Source organism: Peribacillus suis, assembly GCF_059384845.1.
The window spans coordinates 632,898-651,085 of the sequence record NZ_CM182019.1 but is presented as its reverse complement, the minus strand read 5'-3'; the positions used below and the strand labels follow the sequence as shown (position 1 = coordinate 651,085).

At 42.7% G+C, this 18,188-nt stretch carries 18 protein-coding genes and 1 riboswitch; of the genes, 7 read left to right on the top strand and 11 right to left on the bottom strand.

Going from position 1 to position 18,188, the window contains the following annotated elements:
• Positions 1–34: 34 nt before the first annotated feature.
• From AC503W_RS03140 to AC503W_RS03125, 4 genes are all read right to left on the bottom strand, one after another.
• Complete coding sequence (locus tag AC503W_RS03140) at positions 35–970, bottom strand: SDR family NAD(P)-dependent oxidoreductase (protein WP_402959046.1); 936 nt, start codon at positions 968–970, stop codon at positions 35–37.
• A gap of 52 nt (positions 971–1,022) precedes the next feature.
• Positions 1,023–1,592, bottom strand: coding sequence for a TetR/AcrR family transcriptional regulator (locus tag AC503W_RS03135; RefSeq protein ID WP_402959044.1), 570 nt, complete (start codon positions 1,590–1,592; stop codon positions 1,023–1,025).
• A 119-nt stretch (positions 1,593–1,711) separates the two neighbouring features.
• On the bottom strand, positions 1,712–2,671 hold the full coding sequence (locus AC503W_RS03130) for a hypothetical protein (RefSeq protein WP_402959042.1): 960 nt from the start codon (positions 2,669–2,671) through the stop codon (positions 1,712–1,714).
• Positions 2,672–2,887: 216 nt separating this feature from the next.
• A complete protein-coding gene (locus AC503W_RS03125) occupies positions 2,888–4,276 on the bottom strand; it encodes an amino acid permease (RefSeq protein WP_494916012.1) in 1,389 nt (462 codons plus the stop codon).
• Between the two features lie 267 nt (positions 4,277–4,543).
• Between AC503W_RS03125 and AC503W_RS03120 the strand changes: the two genes are divergently transcribed.
• The 4 genes from AC503W_RS03120 to AC503W_RS03105 all read left to right on the top strand — a co-directional run bounded on the left by AC503W_RS03120 (position 4,544) and on the right by AC503W_RS03105 (position 8,809).
• A complete protein-coding gene (locus tag AC503W_RS03120; RefSeq protein WP_494916010.1) occupies positions 4,544–5,086 on the top strand; it encodes a GNAT family N-acetyltransferase in 543 nt (180 codons plus the stop codon).
• Positions 5,087–5,310: 224 nt separating this feature from the next.
• A riboswitch (glycine riboswitch) is annotated at positions 5,311–5,390 on the top strand.
• 193 nt (positions 5,391–5,583) lie between these two features.
• A complete protein-coding gene (locus AC503W_RS03115; protein WP_402959034.1) occupies positions 5,584–6,921 on the top strand; it encodes an amino acid permease in 1,338 nt (445 codons plus the stop codon).
• A 209-nt stretch (positions 6,922–7,130) separates the two neighbouring features.
• Positions 7,131–7,331: a DUF3311 domain-containing protein gene (locus tag AC503W_RS03110; RefSeq protein ID WP_402871609.1), complete on the top strand. Its 201-nt coding sequence runs from the start codon at positions 7,131–7,133 to the stop codon at positions 7,329–7,331.
• Positions 7,328–8,809 carry a sodium:solute symporter family protein gene (locus AC503W_RS03105; protein WP_402959032.1) on the top strand — a complete coding sequence of 494 codons (1,482 nt, stop codon included), beginning with the start codon at positions 7,328–7,330 and terminating at the stop codon, positions 8,807–8,809. The genes AC503W_RS03110 and AC503W_RS03105 overlap by 4 nt, the downstream gene beginning before the upstream one ends.
• A gap of 77 nt (positions 8,810–8,886) precedes the next feature.
• Here the strand turns inward: AC503W_RS03105 and chbG are convergent, their stop codons facing one another.
• Genes chbG through AC503W_RS03080 form a run of 5 tightly spaced genes read right to left on the bottom strand, consistent with a single transcriptional unit; the run spans position 8,887 to position 12,962 of the window.
• The gene (chbG, locus tag AC503W_RS03100; RefSeq protein WP_402871614.1) at positions 8,887–9,594 is read right to left on the bottom strand and encodes a chitin disaccharide deacetylase; all 708 of its coding nucleotides are present in this window, start codon (positions 9,592–9,594) and stop codon (positions 8,887–8,889) included.
• On the bottom strand, positions 9,587–10,933 hold the full coding sequence (locus AC503W_RS03095; RefSeq protein WP_402871616.1) for a 6-phospho-beta-glucosidase: 1,347 nt from the start codon (positions 10,931–10,933) through the stop codon (positions 9,587–9,589). Before AC503W_RS03095 ends, chbG begins: the two co-directional genes overlap by 8 nt.
• On the bottom strand, positions 10,930–11,277 hold the full coding sequence (locus AC503W_RS03090) for a PTS sugar transporter subunit IIA (protein ID WP_402871619.1): 348 nt from the start codon (positions 11,275–11,277) through the stop codon (positions 10,930–10,932). Before AC503W_RS03090 ends, AC503W_RS03095 begins: the two co-directional genes overlap by 4 nt.
• A 16-nt stretch (positions 11,278–11,293) precedes the next feature.
• Positions 11,294–12,649: a PTS sugar transporter subunit IIC gene (locus AC503W_RS03085; protein WP_402871622.1), complete on the bottom strand. Its 1,356-nt coding sequence runs from the start codon at positions 12,647–12,649 to the stop codon at positions 11,294–11,296.
• A 4-nt stretch (positions 12,650–12,653) separates the two neighbouring features.
• Positions 12,654–12,962: a PTS sugar transporter subunit IIB gene (locus AC503W_RS03080; protein ID WP_402871625.1), complete on the bottom strand. Its 309-nt coding sequence runs from the start codon at positions 12,960–12,962 to the stop codon at positions 12,654–12,656.
• Positions 12,963–13,221: 259 nt separating this feature from the next.
• On the opposite strand from AC503W_RS03080, the gene AC503W_RS03075 reads away from it, so the two are divergent.
• A complete protein-coding gene (locus tag AC503W_RS03075; protein WP_494916007.1) occupies positions 13,222–13,953 on the top strand; it encodes a GntR family transcriptional regulator in 732 nt (243 codons plus the stop codon).
• Between the two features lie 79 nt (positions 13,954–14,032).
• On the opposite strand, the gene AC503W_RS03070 is transcribed toward AC503W_RS03075, so the two are convergent.
• Together AC503W_RS03070 and AC503W_RS03065 are read right to left on the bottom strand one after the other, a co-directional pair.
• A complete protein-coding gene (locus AC503W_RS03070) occupies positions 14,033–14,719 on the bottom strand; it encodes a nuclease-related domain-containing protein (RefSeq protein WP_494916006.1) in 687 nt (228 codons plus the stop codon).
• Positions 14,720–14,902: 183 nt separating this feature from the next.
• Entirely contained in the window at positions 14,903–15,502 is a 600-nt protein-coding gene (locus tag AC503W_RS03065) for a hypothetical protein (RefSeq protein WP_494916004.1), read from the bottom strand.
• A 685-nt stretch (positions 15,503–16,187) separates the two neighbouring features.
• On the opposite strand from AC503W_RS03065, the gene exaC reads away from it, so the two are divergent.
• Both exaC and AC503W_RS03055 read left to right on the top strand, forming a co-directional pair.
• Complete coding sequence (exaC, locus tag AC503W_RS03060) at positions 16,188–17,708, top strand: acetaldehyde dehydrogenase ExaC (RefSeq protein ID WP_402871640.1); 1,521 nt, start codon at positions 16,188–16,190, stop codon at positions 17,706–17,708.
• 21 nt (positions 17,709–17,729) lie between these two features.
• Entirely contained in the window at positions 17,730–18,092 is a 363-nt protein-coding gene (locus AC503W_RS03055) for a DUF779 domain-containing protein (RefSeq protein ID WP_402871643.1), read from the top strand.
• The last annotated feature ends 96 nt before the right edge of the window (positions 18,093–18,188 follow it).

The window sequence follows — 18,188 nt, the reverse complement described above, 5'->3', positions numbered from 1 at the left end:
ATTACCGACACGGCGTTCTTACGCCGTGTTTTTTTCATGCATGGCTTTTCATATACTCCACCGTCTCGATCACCCCTTCACGATAAGAAGTCCGAGGCACCGGTCCAATCAGCTTTTCGTATTTTTCCCCGTTCAACACAACCGGTTCTTCATTCAAATAATACATCTCGACCGCTTCACGCATCTGGGAGTTGAAGATCCCCAAGAATTGAATCATCTTCTTTGAAATGGTGGATACTCCTTTTTGATAATCCGTTATGTCGCGAATGATCTTGATTAGTTCTTTTCCAGTAATCACATCATGACCGGGTATATTCCAGTTCTGACCGTACGCTTCTTCGTTAAGGGACAATTCAACGATGGCTTTTGCTCCGTCCGGGGTGTATATGAATTCCCTGGCAATGCTTTGGTCGCCCACATAACTGGCCTTCTTATTTTTAATGACATTATTAAGCGTATAATGCAGTAAAGAACTTTCCGCATTGGGACCATAGAAATCAGGAAAGTGAACAATGATTGCAGGAATGTTTGATTCCTTAATCAGGTTTTCGACATTCAGGCGGATGCTTCCTTTTTTCGTGTGGGGATGTTTAACCTTCATTTCAGTCACGCTTTTCCCTGAACTGCGTCCATAGGCATAAATATTGTCGACAAAGGCAAGTTTCGCTTCATTCTTTTTTGCCACTTCCATAATATTGGACATCATGACCACTAACTTCTCATCCCATTCTGAATAGGGAATGTTCGCTGATTGGAATATGACGTCAACACCTTGGGCTGCTCTTTCTAAATCCTCCACTTGAAATAGATCTCCCGTATGGATCGTCACATTCGAATCATTTCCGAAAAGTTTTTCCAGCTTACTGCGGGTGCGTGCAAAGGCCGTCACCGAGATCCCCCTGTTTGATAATTCCTTGACGATTGAATACCCCATTCCTCCTGAAGCTCCTACTACCAATGCTTTTTTCATAATGGACGCCCTCCCTTTTATTTAACCACTGGTCAATACGTGGTAAAAAAAATCAGCTAATTGATTTTGTTAAAAATTTCACGTGCAACACAGCTAGATTCTTTACTTCCTCATACGTCGTGACATGACGGCAATAATGCGTGACAAAACCATGCAAGGATAAAAAGATGCTGTAAATATGCTGGATGGAAACTTTGTTCTCACATAAAGTGAAAATAATCTGGGCGAATTTTTCATAGGTTTTGTGTGGCCCTTGATTGATGAAGTTCTGTACTTCTTCGTCCTTGATCAAAAACATGATTTCATAATGGCTTTGATGGGTCAGCCCGAATTCAATGAAGCCCAAAAGAATGTTCTCTAGCTTTTCCCCATTTGGGATGGCTTGGTGCATCACATCATCCAGTTTTTGATCGAGCATGGCGAAATGTTCTTCCACTAACGCGTAAAACAACTCCGCTTTATTCTTGAAATGATAGTAAAGAGCGCCATGGCTGTACCCTAGTTCTTTCGCAATCTGCCTCATGGAAACATGCTGATACCCTTTCGCCACAAAGAGATTCCGTGCTGCGTCCATTATCATTTCCCGTGTTAATTCCTGTGTAACGGATTTTCTTGGTGACATGATATCCTCCTTGTTGACCACTGGTTAATTAAAAGTATAATTCATATTTTTACCATTGTCAATAAGTACCAATTAAAAGAGAGAGCCGAGGATTAAGCTCTCCCTAAGTTTTCCACATATCAATTACAACTTGGATAGACCGTGACGATCTTATCAAATAATGGATTCGATTCGGATGTAATGTCCATTTCGCTAAAAACTTCTTGGTAATGTTCTACCCATTCCACAGAACCGGTAGGTATATGGGTATCATCTTTAAGAAAATTCACAAGGACCAGCCACGTTGGAATCCCCATTTTCTCATTCAATATATATAAAAAAGCCAAACGATTCGCCAACTGATAATAACGGTTCAGCCAGACTTCCATAGGGGCCCGGGAACCCATGGCCTCCATTGTTTCCTTCATGGTACTCTCTATCAGGAATCTACTGTCCAGATCCTTTGCCCGTATCGATGAAGCCATTTCTTTCAAATGGGCCTTCGCTTCCACTAGCAAAAACCCTTTTTGACCATCTTTCCCTGCCACCGTGGCATATCCATCCCATTGCGGACCCATCCTTGGCCAATATTTCTCCAGCTCGATTCGTCTGCCCCGCCTCACACTTTCAAGCTCCAAAAATTCATTTCTGTATTCTTGGTAACCCGTTTCCCGCAATGGGGACTTCCACTGGATGGACCGCTCTTTATCAAGGAAAGTCAGCAAGGAAGGCGAACTCATCAAAATAAGATGGTTCAATTCCCCTTGCCTGTTATTTACGAATTGCTGAATCCAATGTTTACTCCCTTTTTCAGCCTGAACCTTCTCAAGCCTAAGCCTAGTCTCAGTATCCTTTACCAACTGCAGTAAAAACTGCTCTAACAGCTCGTCCTCAAGATAAAACAAATCGATATAAGAAAAAGGCTCCTCGGCTTGATAAGAATCCCGTTTGAACAAATTTCCTTGCCCAAAGCCCCCATTCTGTTTCGAGTACTCCGATTCTATCCAATCCAACAATTGAAGGAATCTCATATCCGGCTGACTTTCCCATAATTCCTTAACCAGAGAATTAATGCTAAAAATCCTCTCCACTTTTCTCAATCGAATCACCTTCTTTGTATGTATATTTCTTCTCTTCATCTTATATTCAAGCGTCCAACATTACAATAAATTACATATATCAGTCAATTTCTCATTTTATCGGTCAAGTTGGAAGGTTTATCGGTCAAATGGCCGCTTTTATCGGTCAACTCCCTCACTATATCGGTCAAACAAAAAAAGCTATGCACGAAGCATAACTTTTTCCGACACTCTAGATTACGCAGATACATCCTCTTTCGCCTTCACGTCTAAGGGAACCCGCTTATCCATTTTCAGTAGGTAGTAACAGGCTACAACGATTGCTAGGAAAATGATGCCCACAATCGAGGAGAGTCGCGTACTCGGGTTAAACCACATGCCGACCAATACCAATAGTAAGAAGGCAATCGTTGCATAGTTGGTATACGGGGCAAAAGGCATTTTGAATGGATGGTTTTTCATTTCCTCAGCTCGTACCTTCCTGAACCTAAGCTCACTAATAAGAATCACGAACCATGGAATCATCCCGGGCAGCACACTTGCACTGTACACATACAGGAATATTTCCGGTGGAGCCAGGTAGTTCAGGACAACACCAATGGCCAAGCCCAACATGACAGCGATTGTACAATAGGCCGGCACTCCGCTTTTCGATATTTTTGCAAAGATCTTTGGCGCTTGCCCGTTCAAGGCAAGGGTATAAAGCATGCGCCCTGCACTGAAAATCCCACTATTGCATCCTGACATCGCCGCCGTGATCACGACAAAGTTGATGATGCCCGCGGCTGCGGTAATGCCTATTTTTGCAAAGGTCGATACAAACGGGCTTCCAAGTTCATCTAATTGATTCCAAGGAAATACCGTGACGATGACAAAAATCGCGCCGATATAGAAGATTAATATACGCCAAATGATCGTTTGGATTGCTTTAGTAATGGTACTCTTCGGATCCTTTGCTTCACCAGCAGTGATCCCGATAAGTTCAACGCCTTGATAAGATGCCACAACAAGAGAAAGGGCAAAGAAGAAACCTTTCCATCCCCCCGTAAAGAAACCGCCGTTAGCCCATAGATTGGAAAGGCCGATTGCCTCCCCACCATTCCCTATCCCGAAAAAGATAAGACCTAGACCGGCAATGATCATCAAGATGATGGTAACGATCTTGATCAGTGCAAACCAGAATTCGAATTCACCGAAGGATTTGACGGAAATGAGGTTAGCGGCGCCAAGGATGACCATGGCCACCACTCCCGGAATCCAAGCTGGCAGTTCAGGGAACCAAAAGTTCATATATAATCCTACGGCAATGATTTCAGACATGCCGACCAACACCCATAGGAACCAGTTGCTCCAAGCAGTTACAAATCCTGCCAATGGATGGATATAATCACTCGCAAACGTTGCGAATGAGCCCGTAGTAGGCTCCAGGTACAGCATTTCCCCCATCGAACGCATAATAAAAAAGATAAAAAGGCCCGCGATGGCATACGCCAGCATCACAGAGGGTCCGGTCCACTTAATCGTGCTGGCAGATCCCATGAACAACCCAACACCGATCGTACCGCCCAAGGCAATCATCTGAATATGACGTGCCTCCAGCCCTCTTGTTAATTCTTTATTTGACATGATAACTCCCCCAGATGTACAAGCATAAAATGACGAGATAAATAATTTAGTAGATTTACGATGCTTCCTAAGTATTTTACCCACAAAAGCATTTCCTTATCTTATAATAATAAATATTCCCCAAAAACACAAATGTACTTTTAGGAAAAACACTTTTTAACCCAAAGCAATGGATGGGATAACATGATTGGTACTTGTTCTTTCCCTATACGGGTGAAGGAAACCTATGTACGATTGATGGTAAGTATCGACGGAGGAGGAAATAAAGTGAAATTAATAGGAGAAAGAATCTATCTCCGTTATTTAAAAGAATCGGATGCACCTATCCTTTTAGAGAATACAAAGGATGAGGAAATACGGTATATGACAGGGACAAGATCTACATTCACCTTAGAACAGCTTCAACTTCATATAAAGAATATACATGAAGATCCATCCCGCCATGATCTAGCCATTTGCTTAAACGAAAGTGACCAAATGATCGGGGAATTATCCATCTCTGATATCGATAAAGAGGACAAAAAGGCAGGATTTAGAATTTCAATGAATTCCATTGAATTAACCGGCAAAGGGTATGGTACAGAAGCGATCAAGCTTGTTTTAGCCTTTGTTTTTGAAGAATTGGCTTTAAATCGCCTGCAGCTGGAAGTATTCAGCCATAACTTACGGGGAATTAGAGCCTATGAGAAAGTCGGCTTTGTCAAAGAGGGGATTTTACGGGAGTCTTTATATGTTAATGGAAAATATTCGGACGAGATTATCATGGCCATTCTTAAAAGGGACTATGAAAAAATGTTCTTATCAAACTGATTCGGGGTTCGCATCGTTTTTGGGCATCAAACTGGTCATATAGATTCACCCCCCACCACATTTACAATATATCCCTTTGACCCAAAATCAAAATAGTGATAGAATTCCATTATTATTTTAAAAGAATAAATGAGTTGCCAAAAAGAATTTCATCTTTCACAGCGATCATTTATTGACAACCACATACTAAGCAAGCGATGAATGCTATGGATCACACTATAGCAGGAGCAGCTTCTGGAGAGACTGTACACACGTGCAGCGCCGAAGGATTCACAATCTCAGGCAAAAGGACAGAAGAGTAACGAATATTTGTTATTCTTTAACCTTTCGAGATTGGTAGCTTCCAATCTCTTTTTTTATTGTCTTTTTTCAATCATCACTAAAAAAACGAAGTGAAATCGCTACTAAACTGGACAGATTCATTGCCCTGGTGATCGATTGGAATCAACGGACCATGTACTTCACATTCAAGAATTATAACAACGGGGGCGCACAAATTGGCTAAACAAGAATTGAAAAGGGATTTGAAAAATCGACATGTACAACTCATCGCCATAGGAGGAACCATCGGGACCGGGTTATTTTTGGGATCCGGAAAAGCCATACAGTTGGCGGGACCCTCCATTATCTTTTCGTATCTGATTATCGGGATTGCCTTGTTTTTCGTCATGAGGGCTTTAGGGGAATTGCTGTTGTCCAACGCGGGATATTCCTCATTCACCGAATTCGCCACGGAATACATCGGACCGTGGGCTGGTTTCGTGACTGGCTGGACCTACTGGTTCTGTTGGATCATGACGGCCATGGCCGATATCATCGCTGTCGGGGTCTATATGCAATATTGGTTCGACATTCCGCAATGGATCCCTGCACTTGCCTGCTTGGTGATTCTACTAGGATTGAATTTGTTGACCGTGAAGCTATTCGGAGAATTGGAGTTCTGGTTCTCCCTCATTAAAGTCATCACGATCGTCGCCTTGATCGTTGTGGGAATTGTCTTACTCATCATTGGCTTCCAAACCGATACAGGAACCGTTTCCCTCAACAACCTTTGGAGTCATGGGGGCATGTTCCCGAACGGCGCATCCGGCTTTTTGCTTTCCCTACAGCTAGTCGTCTTCTCCTTTGTTGGTGTCGAAATCATTGGAGTGACAGCGGCCGAAACCGCCAATCCGAAAAAAAACATCCCGTCAGCGATCAATAAGATCCCTGTCCGGATATTGCTTTTCTATATCGGTGCCATCACCGTCATCCTTTGCGTCAATCCATGGACACAGCTCGATGCCGCGAGCAGCCCATTCGTGGAGGTCTTCGCCTTGATCGGGATTCCGGTTGCTGCAGGGATTATCAATTTCGTCGTGTTGACATCAGCCGCTTCTGCCGGAAACAGTGGATTGTTTTCAACAAGCCGCATGCTTTATACCTTGAGCAACAATAACGAAGCACCTGCAAAACTTAAGAAATTAAATAAACGTGCTGTTCCGAGCAATGCATTGGTTACGTCTACCATCGTTGTCTCCATTGGGGCATTATTAAGTAAAATCATACCGGAGCAAGCTTTCACCATCGTGACAACGATTAGTGCAATCTGCTTCCTATGGGTCTGGAGCATCATCTTGATTTCCCATATCCGGTATACGAAAAAACGTCCGGACTTAAGGGCTACGTCCACTTTCAGGGCTCCCTTAACACCTTTCATCAACTATGTAATCTTAGGGCTGTTTATCTTCATCTTGATCGTCATGCTGTTTGCTGAGGCGACCAGGCCGTCATTATTGCTGACACCGCTTTGGTTCATTCTTTTAGTTGTCATATATAACTATCGAAAAAAATGAACGAGGAATTTTGGGATACGGAAGTCTACCTTCCTATCCCATTTTCCTGTGATTAAATGAGAGAGTAAAATGAAGCGTGACGAATATTTTTTTCTGCCACACTATTAATTTTTTTATCGAATTAGTGTAAGGTACTAGGTATTACGGAAACATTTTTTTAGAAAAACATCATAATCTGTGAAACATATTTAGAATGGAGGGGTTGCTTCATGAAAGTATTATATATTCTTACACTCGTTCCTTTTATCGGCATATTAGGGTTTCTTCCTTTTGTTAATAAAGTAGAACCTTATGTATTGGGGATGCCTTTTTATATGTTTTGGATGGCGATGTGGGTCGTGCTCACTTCCGTCACTCTAGCCGTCATGTATAAGTTGGATCCTAGGAACCGAGAAGGTGAAGAAGAATGAATATTGCTCTTATCATTATTTTAGCATTTTTACTTTTATCGATTTTTCTTGGGATCCGTTCGACAAAAGGAAAAGACATGAACCTGGAACAATGGACGGTGGGCGGCCGCGGTTTTGGTGCCATATTCGTCTTTCTATTGATGGCAGGGGAAATTTACACAACCTTCTCCTTCCTTGGAGGAAGCGGCTGGGCTTATGGAAAGGGTGCGCCCGCTTTATACGTCCTCATTTATATTACCTTGTCTTATGTATTATCCTATTGGCTACTTCCGGCCATTTGGAAATACGCAAAAGAAAATCGGCTTATGTCACAATCCGATTTCTTCGTAAGCAAGTACAAGAGCCCAACTCTAGGGATTCTTGCTGCCCTTGTCGGCGTGGTATCGATGATTCCGGTCGTCGTCGTACAGCTCAAAGGCTTAGGGATCATTGTTTCCGAAGCATCATATGGCGCCATTTCCATGTCCACCGCTGTGTGGCTTGGAGCTATCAGCCTGACCATTTATGTCATGATTTCCGGCATTCACGGATCAGCCTGGACCGCCGTCATCAAGGACATCATGATGATCGTCATCATCGCATTCCTGGGCATTTATCTTCCGATTCATTACTTTGGAGGTCTTCAACCGATGTTTGAGACCATAAATGCCGCCAAACCAGGTTTCCTGACGCTGCCCGAACAAGGTCTTAGCGTTTCGTGGTTCATCTCGACCGTCATCTTGCTCGTATTTGGTTTTTACATGTGGCCCCAAGTATTCAGTGCCGTCTATACGGCCCGGAGCGGAAAAACATTTCGTAAAAATGCCATCATCAGTCCACTGTATACGCTCATGTTACTATTTGTCTTTTTTGTAGGATTTGCAGCGATTTTGAAAGTGCCTGGACTGGAAGGCGCCGATGCCGACCTTTCCTTATTGCGCCTTGCGATACAGACCTTTGATCCATGGTTTATAGGAGTCATCGGTGCGGCTGGCATGTTGACGGCATTAGTACCAGGATCGATGCTGTTGATGAGCGTCTCTACGCTCCTTGCGAAAAATGTCTATAAGGAACTCCATCCTGGAGCATCAGACCGGCATGTGGTACGTTTGGCCAAGTTACTCGTTCCCGTGATTGCACTCATATCCGTTTACTTCACCTTAAATGGCGGAGAAACGATGTCTGCTTTGATCTTGATGGGATATAGCTTCATTACACAACTATTCCCGTCCCTGTTATTCAGCCTGAAAAAGAAGAACTTTATCAATAAATATGGGGCAATAGCGGGTATCATCTGTGGATTGGCCATCGTCACCTACATCACCATCAGCCAATCGACAATCGGCACGCTGTTCCCATCCTTGCCACAAGCGGCGAAGGATCTGAATGTCGGAATCATCGCCTTGGCTGTGAACTTTATCGTGATGATGGTTGTCAGCCTCGCATTCAAGAAGCTGGTAGTTGGCGAAGTTAAATCCGTAGTGGTTAAAGAAGTATAAAAAAAAGCAATCGGACCTCAGTGAAAACTGAGATCCGATTGCTTTTTTTGTCTTAATGGGCCTTCCTGAACCGATCATTACCGGAGAATGAATCCTTCCGGCAATGTGGCTTTCATCAAGATGGCCGTTTCCTTGAGCCTTTCTTGATTGTAGGAGGAATGCTGGAGCAAATCATCATCCAGGTAGGCTGGGTGGGTCATTACCTCCACGCTTTTGCCCTCACTAATCCGCTCGTTAAGGGTTTGAAAGTAATCGACGGCCGCCTTTTCCCCATAAAAATCGTCAAGGAATGTATCGGTCACTGTTTCAATGTCCTGAAAATGGGGTCCCGCTTTTCGGACTGGTAGCCCATAATGGGCGGAAAGCTTTTTCACGACCGGCCAAAAGGCCGGGATCGCATGGACATGATGATGACTGTCAAAGTGGGTCGGCATCATCCCCAAATCGATGAATTTATCAATCTGGGCAGACCATTCCCTCTCCAACTCTTCCAAGGAAATACTACCCGGGTTCCCATATACCTCATCTTGCTTTTTGAAGTTTCCCTCTCTGTCTACAAGGCTAGGCACATCATGTAGCAGCGGCCGTCCCCATGTCAGGACAAGATGGATGCCCACCTTAAGCGTGCGATGATCTTTGGCAATTCTGATGGCATGATCGGTCGCTTTTGCATTCATCATCATGGTCGCCGAATTGACTATTCCATTTTTGTGGCTATTCAATATGCCGTAATTCACAGCCCGCGAAAACCCGAAATCATCAGCATTGACCAGCACTTCAATCATGAAAACTTCCTTGTAATTCCTTATTCTCGAAGAACTGCGGCAAAAATTCCTTATGCGCCAAGAGCATTTCATCCAGAATCAATTTCCCCACCCGGTCACTTGGAACTAGTGGGTTGATGGTCATCGCAAGCAGGGCCGTATCATAGTTGCCTGTTACGGCAGCCTCGATAGCCACCCTTTCAAAGGACTTAATTTGCTGGACGAGTCCGCGAACGGCTACCGGTAATTCACCTACCGTAATCGGTTTTGGACCATCCTTCGTAATCACACAGCTCACTTCAACGGCTGAATCGTACGGGATGCCTTCAATCGCACCATAATTCATCGTATTGACCGCCTGTATATCACGTTTATCCGTATACATGGAATGGATCAACCGAACCGCGGCATCACTGTAGTAAGCGCCGCCCCGTTCTTCAAGCTGTGGTGGCTTGATGTCTAGATCGACGTCTTTATATAGTTCAAATAGTTCTGTTTCCAGCTTTTGTACGACCTCAGCCCTTGTTTCCCCATTTTCTGCATCCTTCAGCTCTTGAGCCAGGATATCTCCCGTTTTGTAGTAATAATTGTGATATGGGCAAGGAAATAAATTCAATGCACGAAGGAATTCTGGCTCCCATCCCATCGCATGGATATTCTTCATCGTCACCGCTTTATCCGGGTCTGAAATCATATCGATAATTTCCTCTTTCACGCTCTTTCCATCCACGAATACATCCAACCCGTATACCATATGGTTCAATCCGGCGAAATCAATTCGCACCCGGTCCGGTTCCACCTTCATCAACTCGGCGACACCACGTTCCATCCCGATTGGCACATTGCATAGACCGACGATTTTAGTGATGTTGCTATGACGCAGAACCGCTTCCGTGACCATGCCGGCAGGGTTTGTGAAATTGATCAACCAGGCATTCGGGCAAATCTCTTCCATCTCCCGGGCGATGTCAAGAATGACAGGAATCGTCCGAAATGCTTTGAACAACCCGCCTGGTCCATTCGTTTCCTGACCGATGACTCCATGCTTCAGCGGAATTTTCTCATCAAGTGCCCTGGCAGCCAACTGCCCGACCCGTAATTGGGTCGTGACATAGTCGGCACCCTCTAGAGCTTTTTTTCGGTCAAGCGTTAAGTGAATATCGATCGGCACTCCCGCTTTTTCCACCATCCGTCTTGCCAGCCCGCCGACGATTTCAAGCTTTTCCTTGCCAGCTTCTATATCCACGAGCCAGATTTCACTTACAGGAAGCTCCTTGTAATATTTAATAAATCCTTCAATCAGTTCCGGCGTATAACTTGAACCTCCACCTATCGTAACGATTTTCAACCCCTTACTCATTCCGCTGTCCCCTCCTTGATCTTGTTGGCTCCAAGAAACTCTTCTCTCATCTCAATCATTTCAACCGCCAAATCCTTCAAAGTCATCGCCGTCATCAAATGATCCTGTGCGTGTATCAGGATAATCGGGATGTCTAATTTCTCGCCACCCGCTTCCGCATGAATCAATTGGGTCTGAAATTTATGCGCCTGCAATAATTCCGTCTCCGCCTCCGCTATCTTCTGCCTGGCTGCTTCGAAATCTTTTTTCTTGGCTTCTTGCAAGGCTTCCATCGCAAAGCTCCGTGCATTTCCACTGTGTAAAACAAGTTGGAAGGATAACTGATATAATTCTTCTTTTTCCATGTTCCCCACTTCTTTCTTAAAGACTTACTGATTCTGATTCCGAATCCTTTGTAAGCTCCGTTTTATTTTTCGAATCGATTTTCACCTGGGCATACACGAATGGCAAGTAGATTACGGTTGAAATGACGAGATTGATTCCTGCCAGGACAGCCCCCGAAACATGGCCACCTGTCGCCAGGAATCCTCCGACAATCGGCGGGGTCACCCATGGAATTTTGGCTACAATCGGGAAGACCAGACCGCTGCTCACCGCTAAGTACGAAATGACTGTAGTAATGATAGGTCCTAGAACGAATGGAACCAACCAGATTGGATTCAATACGATGGGAAGCCCGAAAAGAATCGGTTCGTTGATCTGGAAAAGTCCCGGGGCCCCACCAAGCCCAATCATCTGTTTATACCGCCTTCTACCGGCTATGATCATCGCAATGATCAAGCCCATCGTTCCGCCCGATCCGCCTAGATAAACAAAAGCATCAAGAAATGAGCCGGCCAAGACGCCGTATTGGTCCATATCTGTAATGCCTTTTGCATACAGATCAATATTCTTTACGCCTGAACTTTCAAAAAGCGGTGTCGTGATTCCACCAAGGATGTTCGGTCCGTGCAATCCCACCATCCATAAAATATGGACGAAAAAGACAAGAAGGATGGCAAATGGCAGTGAATCCACGGCCCCTTGCATCGGAGATACGATCACTTTACTTAACCAGTCATTCACGATTTGGCCATTCGTTGCGATACGGAAAAGCAATCCGAACACCCCGATGATGAAAATGGTTGCCATGCCTGGAATCAATTTGGCAAACGAGCGCCCTACTGCAGGAGGTACACCCTCCGGCATGTTGATCACCAAGAATTTGAGTTTGGAAAGCCTTACAAAAATCTCCGTCGCAATAAGGGAAACGGCAATTCCCGTAAAGAGAGCGGTTGCATTAAAGTAATTGGTACTGATGAAGCCAGCTGCCTCGCCTGATACGACTTTGTTATCAACCGTCAGCGAGACCAATCCCATCTGTGGAAGCAATAAGAAGAAACAGGCCGCCGAAATGAGCATCGCCTCGAATCCATCGTCTCCATAAGATTTAGCAAGTTTATAAGATATGCCGAAAACGGCAAAAATGGTCATGAATGCAAAGGTACCGAATGAAATGTCATTGCCAAGCGTCGTCCAGGTAGGACCGAAAATGGCTTCCATCATTCTTCCGTATGGCTTGATGATTTGCCCTAGATTATTCAATAAAACCGCGAACGATCCGATAATTGTAATCGCTATCATTCCAATCAACGTGTCACGAATGGCCAACAGATGTCGGTTATTCCCCAACTTGACTGCAGCCGGCATAATGTACTTATCAATGAAAGTCATCATATCCTTATTCTCCTTTTATCAAAGTAACAGCTTGTTTGAGCACTTCTTCCCCGTTGCACAAACCATAGAACATCGGATTGATTGTATCGACTGGAATGCCTTTTGCTGTGCCTGCTTGCTTCATCTTAGAAAGCAGGAACCTAACCTGTGGCCCTAGTAAAACGACATCTGCCTTATCCATTTCTCTGTCCACCTCAGTAGAAGACACTGCCCATATGCGGCAATCTATGCCTTGTTCCTTCGCACTTTTCTCCATTTTCGTCACTAGTAAACTCGTAGACATTCCCGCAGAACAACATAATAAGATATTCATAGATTTCTCCCCTTTTCATTTCTAAATATTCTGTATTTTTGATGTAAATAGGTGTTTCCTTTTCTAATGTTCACCTTTTACGAATGTATCTCCTCCTTTTTGAGTGGAACATTGGTCATTACCTATATATTCCATTGTATAGTCATTTATATCTAATTTCAATACAAATTTTAAATTTGTTACTACAAATAACTTTATAGTTGATTCTTGTTGTAACAAGATATACTCTAGAAGTAGCGAAAAATGTCTAGGAGGAAGCATGTTGAAAACCACGAATAAAGTGACAGCCCTTCATTCTGCCGTAAAGGAATCCATCGTTCAAATGATAAAGAATGGGGATTATCAGCCAAACACTAAATTACCGACCGAAGCAGAATTCTGTAAATCATTCGAAGTGAGCAGGACGACCGTCCGAACAGCCCTCCAACAACTTACCGTGGAAGGGTATGTGTACCGGATCCAAGGTAAGGGAACCTTCGTTTCAGAAAATAAAGTACGCCAAACACTTACCAGCACGGTTGAAAACTTTTCCGATCAGGTCATGATGCAGGGCAAAAACCCCTCCACCAAGGTCTTGGGTTTAACGGTCATTGAAGCAAACGCATCCCTTGCCAAACGATTTGACCTTGATATTGGTGATCCCATCAATAAACTCGTTCGGGTGCGTTATGTAGATTCCGTCCCCCTTCAATACGAAGTCGCCTACCTACCGTGGCATAAAACACCCGGTCTTGATATGAAGGCCTGTGAAACATCCCTTTTCCGACTGCTTAAAAACCAGTTTAATCTCAAAGTCCTGAAGACCATCGAACATCTGGAACTGGCCCTCGCCGACGAGTCCATTGCAGAAAAACTGGAAATTCCCAATGGATCTCCCTGTTTCTCGCTTGAAACCCATACGTACGAGGCCGACCAGAGCGTCATCGAATACTCCAAAACCTACTTCAGGGGAGACCGTTCCCATTTCGTAATTGAAAGAAATTATGAATGATGCAAAAAGAACTGCCCATCATGACATGGACAGTTCTTTTTGTTATAAGGAACGTGAATGATGAAAAGATTCATTCTATCTACCTTTGAATTTTCTTAAGCCGTTCTATATGGCCGACCTTCACATCAGATGATGCATTGGCATATCTTTTAAGTACCTTGTATATCAAGAGAATCTCACTTCCTGATAAAACCTGTCTTCCTTCATTATGTATGGCATTTCTTAAACGTTTCCTTTTGATGACCTTGTGATCAGGGGAAGTCAGTACGATTTTCTTTAATTCACAGCGCTCACTAAATACGATGATCGATTTAAAAGCCCCCTCATCCAACTCATTCAATTGCTTTTTTAGCGCATTGATATGACTTCGATTTTGCTTGATTGGATTATAAAACGCCTGCTTTTTTCCGTTAGGGAATGTTTGCGTCCAGTTTTTATTCTCCTCATTTCCAAATATCCATCCACTGTAATTCTTCGACTCAATCGAATAGATTCCCGATTCGTGAAGAAGGACGATATCCACTTCAGTTGTGCCTTCACCCCTTACTTTAGGCAAATACACATTGACCAAAACTTTATGATAACCCTTCAATTTATCGATTTCATTTACCGTTAGATATTCCCCATATAACCCTTTATCGCTCCTTACTTTCCAGTACGAAAAATCAGTTTCTTTTTTGTACGTGCTTTTTTCAAATTTGGCTTTGTCCACAAGAAATCCAGAAATAAACACTAGTGCAAATAAGCATATGAACCACCCTATCACCTATAATCCCTCCCGCTTTGACCTTTTCTTTATTTCGTCAAAAACCGCATCATCCTTTAATATTTATATGGAAAAATATACCGATATTAACTTCTGTATATGTAAAAAGGCATGAGATGTATGGATTTCTCCTGTACTCTCATGCCTCTTATCTTCATATCATACTTTTTAACACGCAGGAAGTTACTTGGCTTCTTCCTCACCCTCTAAATCATCCGGGTAGACGACTTCGTCAAAGACTTTTTGAGTCGCCGCATCTTTAACTGATATCGTAACTTTATACTCATCCGGGCTTGCTCCATTAAAAACTTGATAGTACATGCCAGTTATCCCTAGTCCCATGGCGGCAAAACCGTCGAAACCATTCTCATATGTTTCTTTATCCACTTCTAAAGTAAACTTTGAAAACGCCTTGTTATGAGAGATCTCTTTAATGGATGGATAATCTTTGCCATTCTTCATCTCTTCCATTGTCTCTTCCGCATTCTTTTCTAAGTCTTTCATCATTTCCTTATGCTTAGACTTCGGCATTTTATACGTTAATGATCCGTCCTCGTTTTTCGTCACTTTACTTACACCATCTTTTTTGGCTTCAACAATGACGCTATCGATGTCCTCACCTTCAAAGAATGAAGCAGGCAATGTCACTTCTACATTTAGGAGGCCTTTATCGACCTTCAATGCCCCCTCTTCATCTTTTTTTGATGCATTATCATCATCAGATGAGCAGGCTGCAAGCATCGCCATCATTACCATTAAAAAGATAAACCCAAATTTCTTCATACCGTATCCCTCCTATATATGTATGATCGATCATAATTCTTCAAGTAAAAAAATCATTTCAAATCACTTTAACATTATATAAGAAAAGTATTGATCCAGTATAAGTATTTTTTGTTTCCTTTAATTAAGCAGAAATTCACATGATACTTACTGGTTATTCTTTATGGGTAGTTCGATTACATTCAAGTTTTCTTATTGTCGTATGGTTTCTTCCAGATAAGAAATGCTAAGGGAAAGGACGGTTGGTTACTACTCAATCGATTTGTTATTCAATGAAATCACTAACGCTCCTGATACTATTTCCGAAATCCCCTTGCTTTCCTAGTTAGATGGCTCTGATTTAATCGTCAATGGACAGCCCCTTCGGGAGAATTGATCGGCCACTATCATTTAAAAGAATAATAGGAAATATTCCGAAATAACTTTCTTTTTTTAGCGTTTCTAAGAACAGGAAATATCGAGAAAATTATGGAATAATTAGGGTGATTCCCTTTCAAAATTATCCACATTTTTACAAAAATGCTATTAGTAATCTATTTTTCTAGTTCTTATTGCTTGTGTTTTTGTCGAAAAAAGACGATTATAGAGATAGAAAGCAGACCTGGATGATTCCTCTATCATTGTTCAAACAATCGTGTTCATCAGGGTTAGTTTTCTAAACCAATTAAAGGGGAGAAATACAACTATGATTTATGCTAATCCTAATACAGAAGGTTCTGTCGTACAATTCAAAGAAAAATACGATAACTTTATTGGTGGAGAATGGGTTGCACCCGTTAAAGGCCAATATTTCGAAAATAAATCACCAGTAACTGGTAAAGTATTCACAAAAGCTGCTCGTTCTACTGTTGAAGATATCGAATTGGCATTAGATGCTGCACATGCTGCAAAAGCTGCTTGGGGAAAAACTACTCCTGCTGAACGCGCTCGCATTTTAAACAAAATCGCTGACCGTTTAGAAGAAAACTTAGAAATGATCGCTGTTGCTGAAACTTGGGACAACGGTAAAGCAGTACGTGAAACATTGAATGCCGATATTCCATTGGCAATCGATCACTTCCGTTACTTTGCAAGTGCCATTCGTTCTCAAGAAGGCCGCACAACTCAAATAGATAATGATACAGTAGCATACCACTTCCAAGAGCCACTTGGTGTTGTTGGACAAATCATCCCTTGGAATTTCCCAATTCTAATGGCTGTTTGGAAAATCGCTCCAGCTCTAGCTGCAGGTAACTGTATCGTCATGAAACCAGCTGAACAAACTCCAGCTTCTATCATGGTGTTGGTTGAATTAATTCAAGATATCATCCCTGCTGGTGTTCTTAACATCGTTAATGGTTTCGGTATCGAAGTTGGTAAACCACTTGCTACAAACCCACGTATTGCTAAAATTGCTTTCACTGGTTCAACTGCAGTTGGTCGCCAAATCATGCAATATGCAACTGAAAACATCATCCCTGTAACACTTGAACTTGGTGGTAAATCACCTAACGTATTCTTTGAAGATGTAATGGATAAAGACGATGCTTACCTAGATAAAGCAATCGAAGGCATGGTTATGTTCGCATTGAACTCAGGCGAAATCTGTACATGTCCTTCACGTGCTCTTATCCAAGAATCAATCTATGACAAATTCATGGAACGTGCACTAGAACGCGTTAAACAAATTAAAGTTGGTAACCCACTTGATACTGAGGTAATGATGGGTGCTCAAGCTTCTAATCAACAAAAAGAAAAAATCCTTTCTTACATCAAGCTTGGACAAGAAGAAGGCGCTGAATTACTTATCGGTGGAGAAGAAAACAAATTTGATGGAGAACTTGAAACTGGTAACTACATCAAACCGACTGTTTTCAAAGGAAACAATAAAATGCGTATCTTCCAAGAAGAAATCTTTGGACCAGTACTTGCTGTTACTACTTTCAAAGACTTCGATGAAGCAATGGAAATCGCAAACGATACTCTTTACGGCTTAGGAGCTGGAGTATGGTCTCGTAGTGGAGATATCGCTTACCGTGCTGGTCGTGGTATCGAAGCTGGTCGTGTTTGGACAAACACATACCACCAATATCCTGCTGGCGCAGCATTCGGTGGATACAAATTATCAGGTATCGGCCGTGAAAATCACCTAATGATGCTTGATCACTATCAACAAACAAAATGTCTATTAGTAAGCTACGCTAAAGACGCTCAAGGATTCTTCTAAATCGAAAGGATACGATCAAACATGGTAGAACGTGTTATTGCAACGAACGAAGCACTTACATTAATAGACTCTATTAAAAAAATACATGGCTCTATCATGTTTTATCAATCCGGCGGCTGTTGTGATGGATCTTCTCCGATGTGCTATAGAGAAGGAGATTTTCAACTGGGGGATGCAGACATCCATCTCGGTGCGATTGGCGATGTACCCTTCTACATGCATAAAAGCCAATACGATTATTGGAAGCACACGCAACTGATCATCGATGCAACTGAAGGACGAGGCCCGGATTTCTCACTTGATAGCGTGGAAGACCAACATTTCATCACACGCTCGCGGGTTTTTTCAGAGGAAGAATACCAAGAAGTGAAAAAAGTTTTATAGCATGTTAAAGAGCATTCCCAAAAGTCTAATTTGGCTATTGGGAATGCTCTTTTCATTATTATTTACTTCGTTTCTTTGACAGGTTTGAAAGTGATA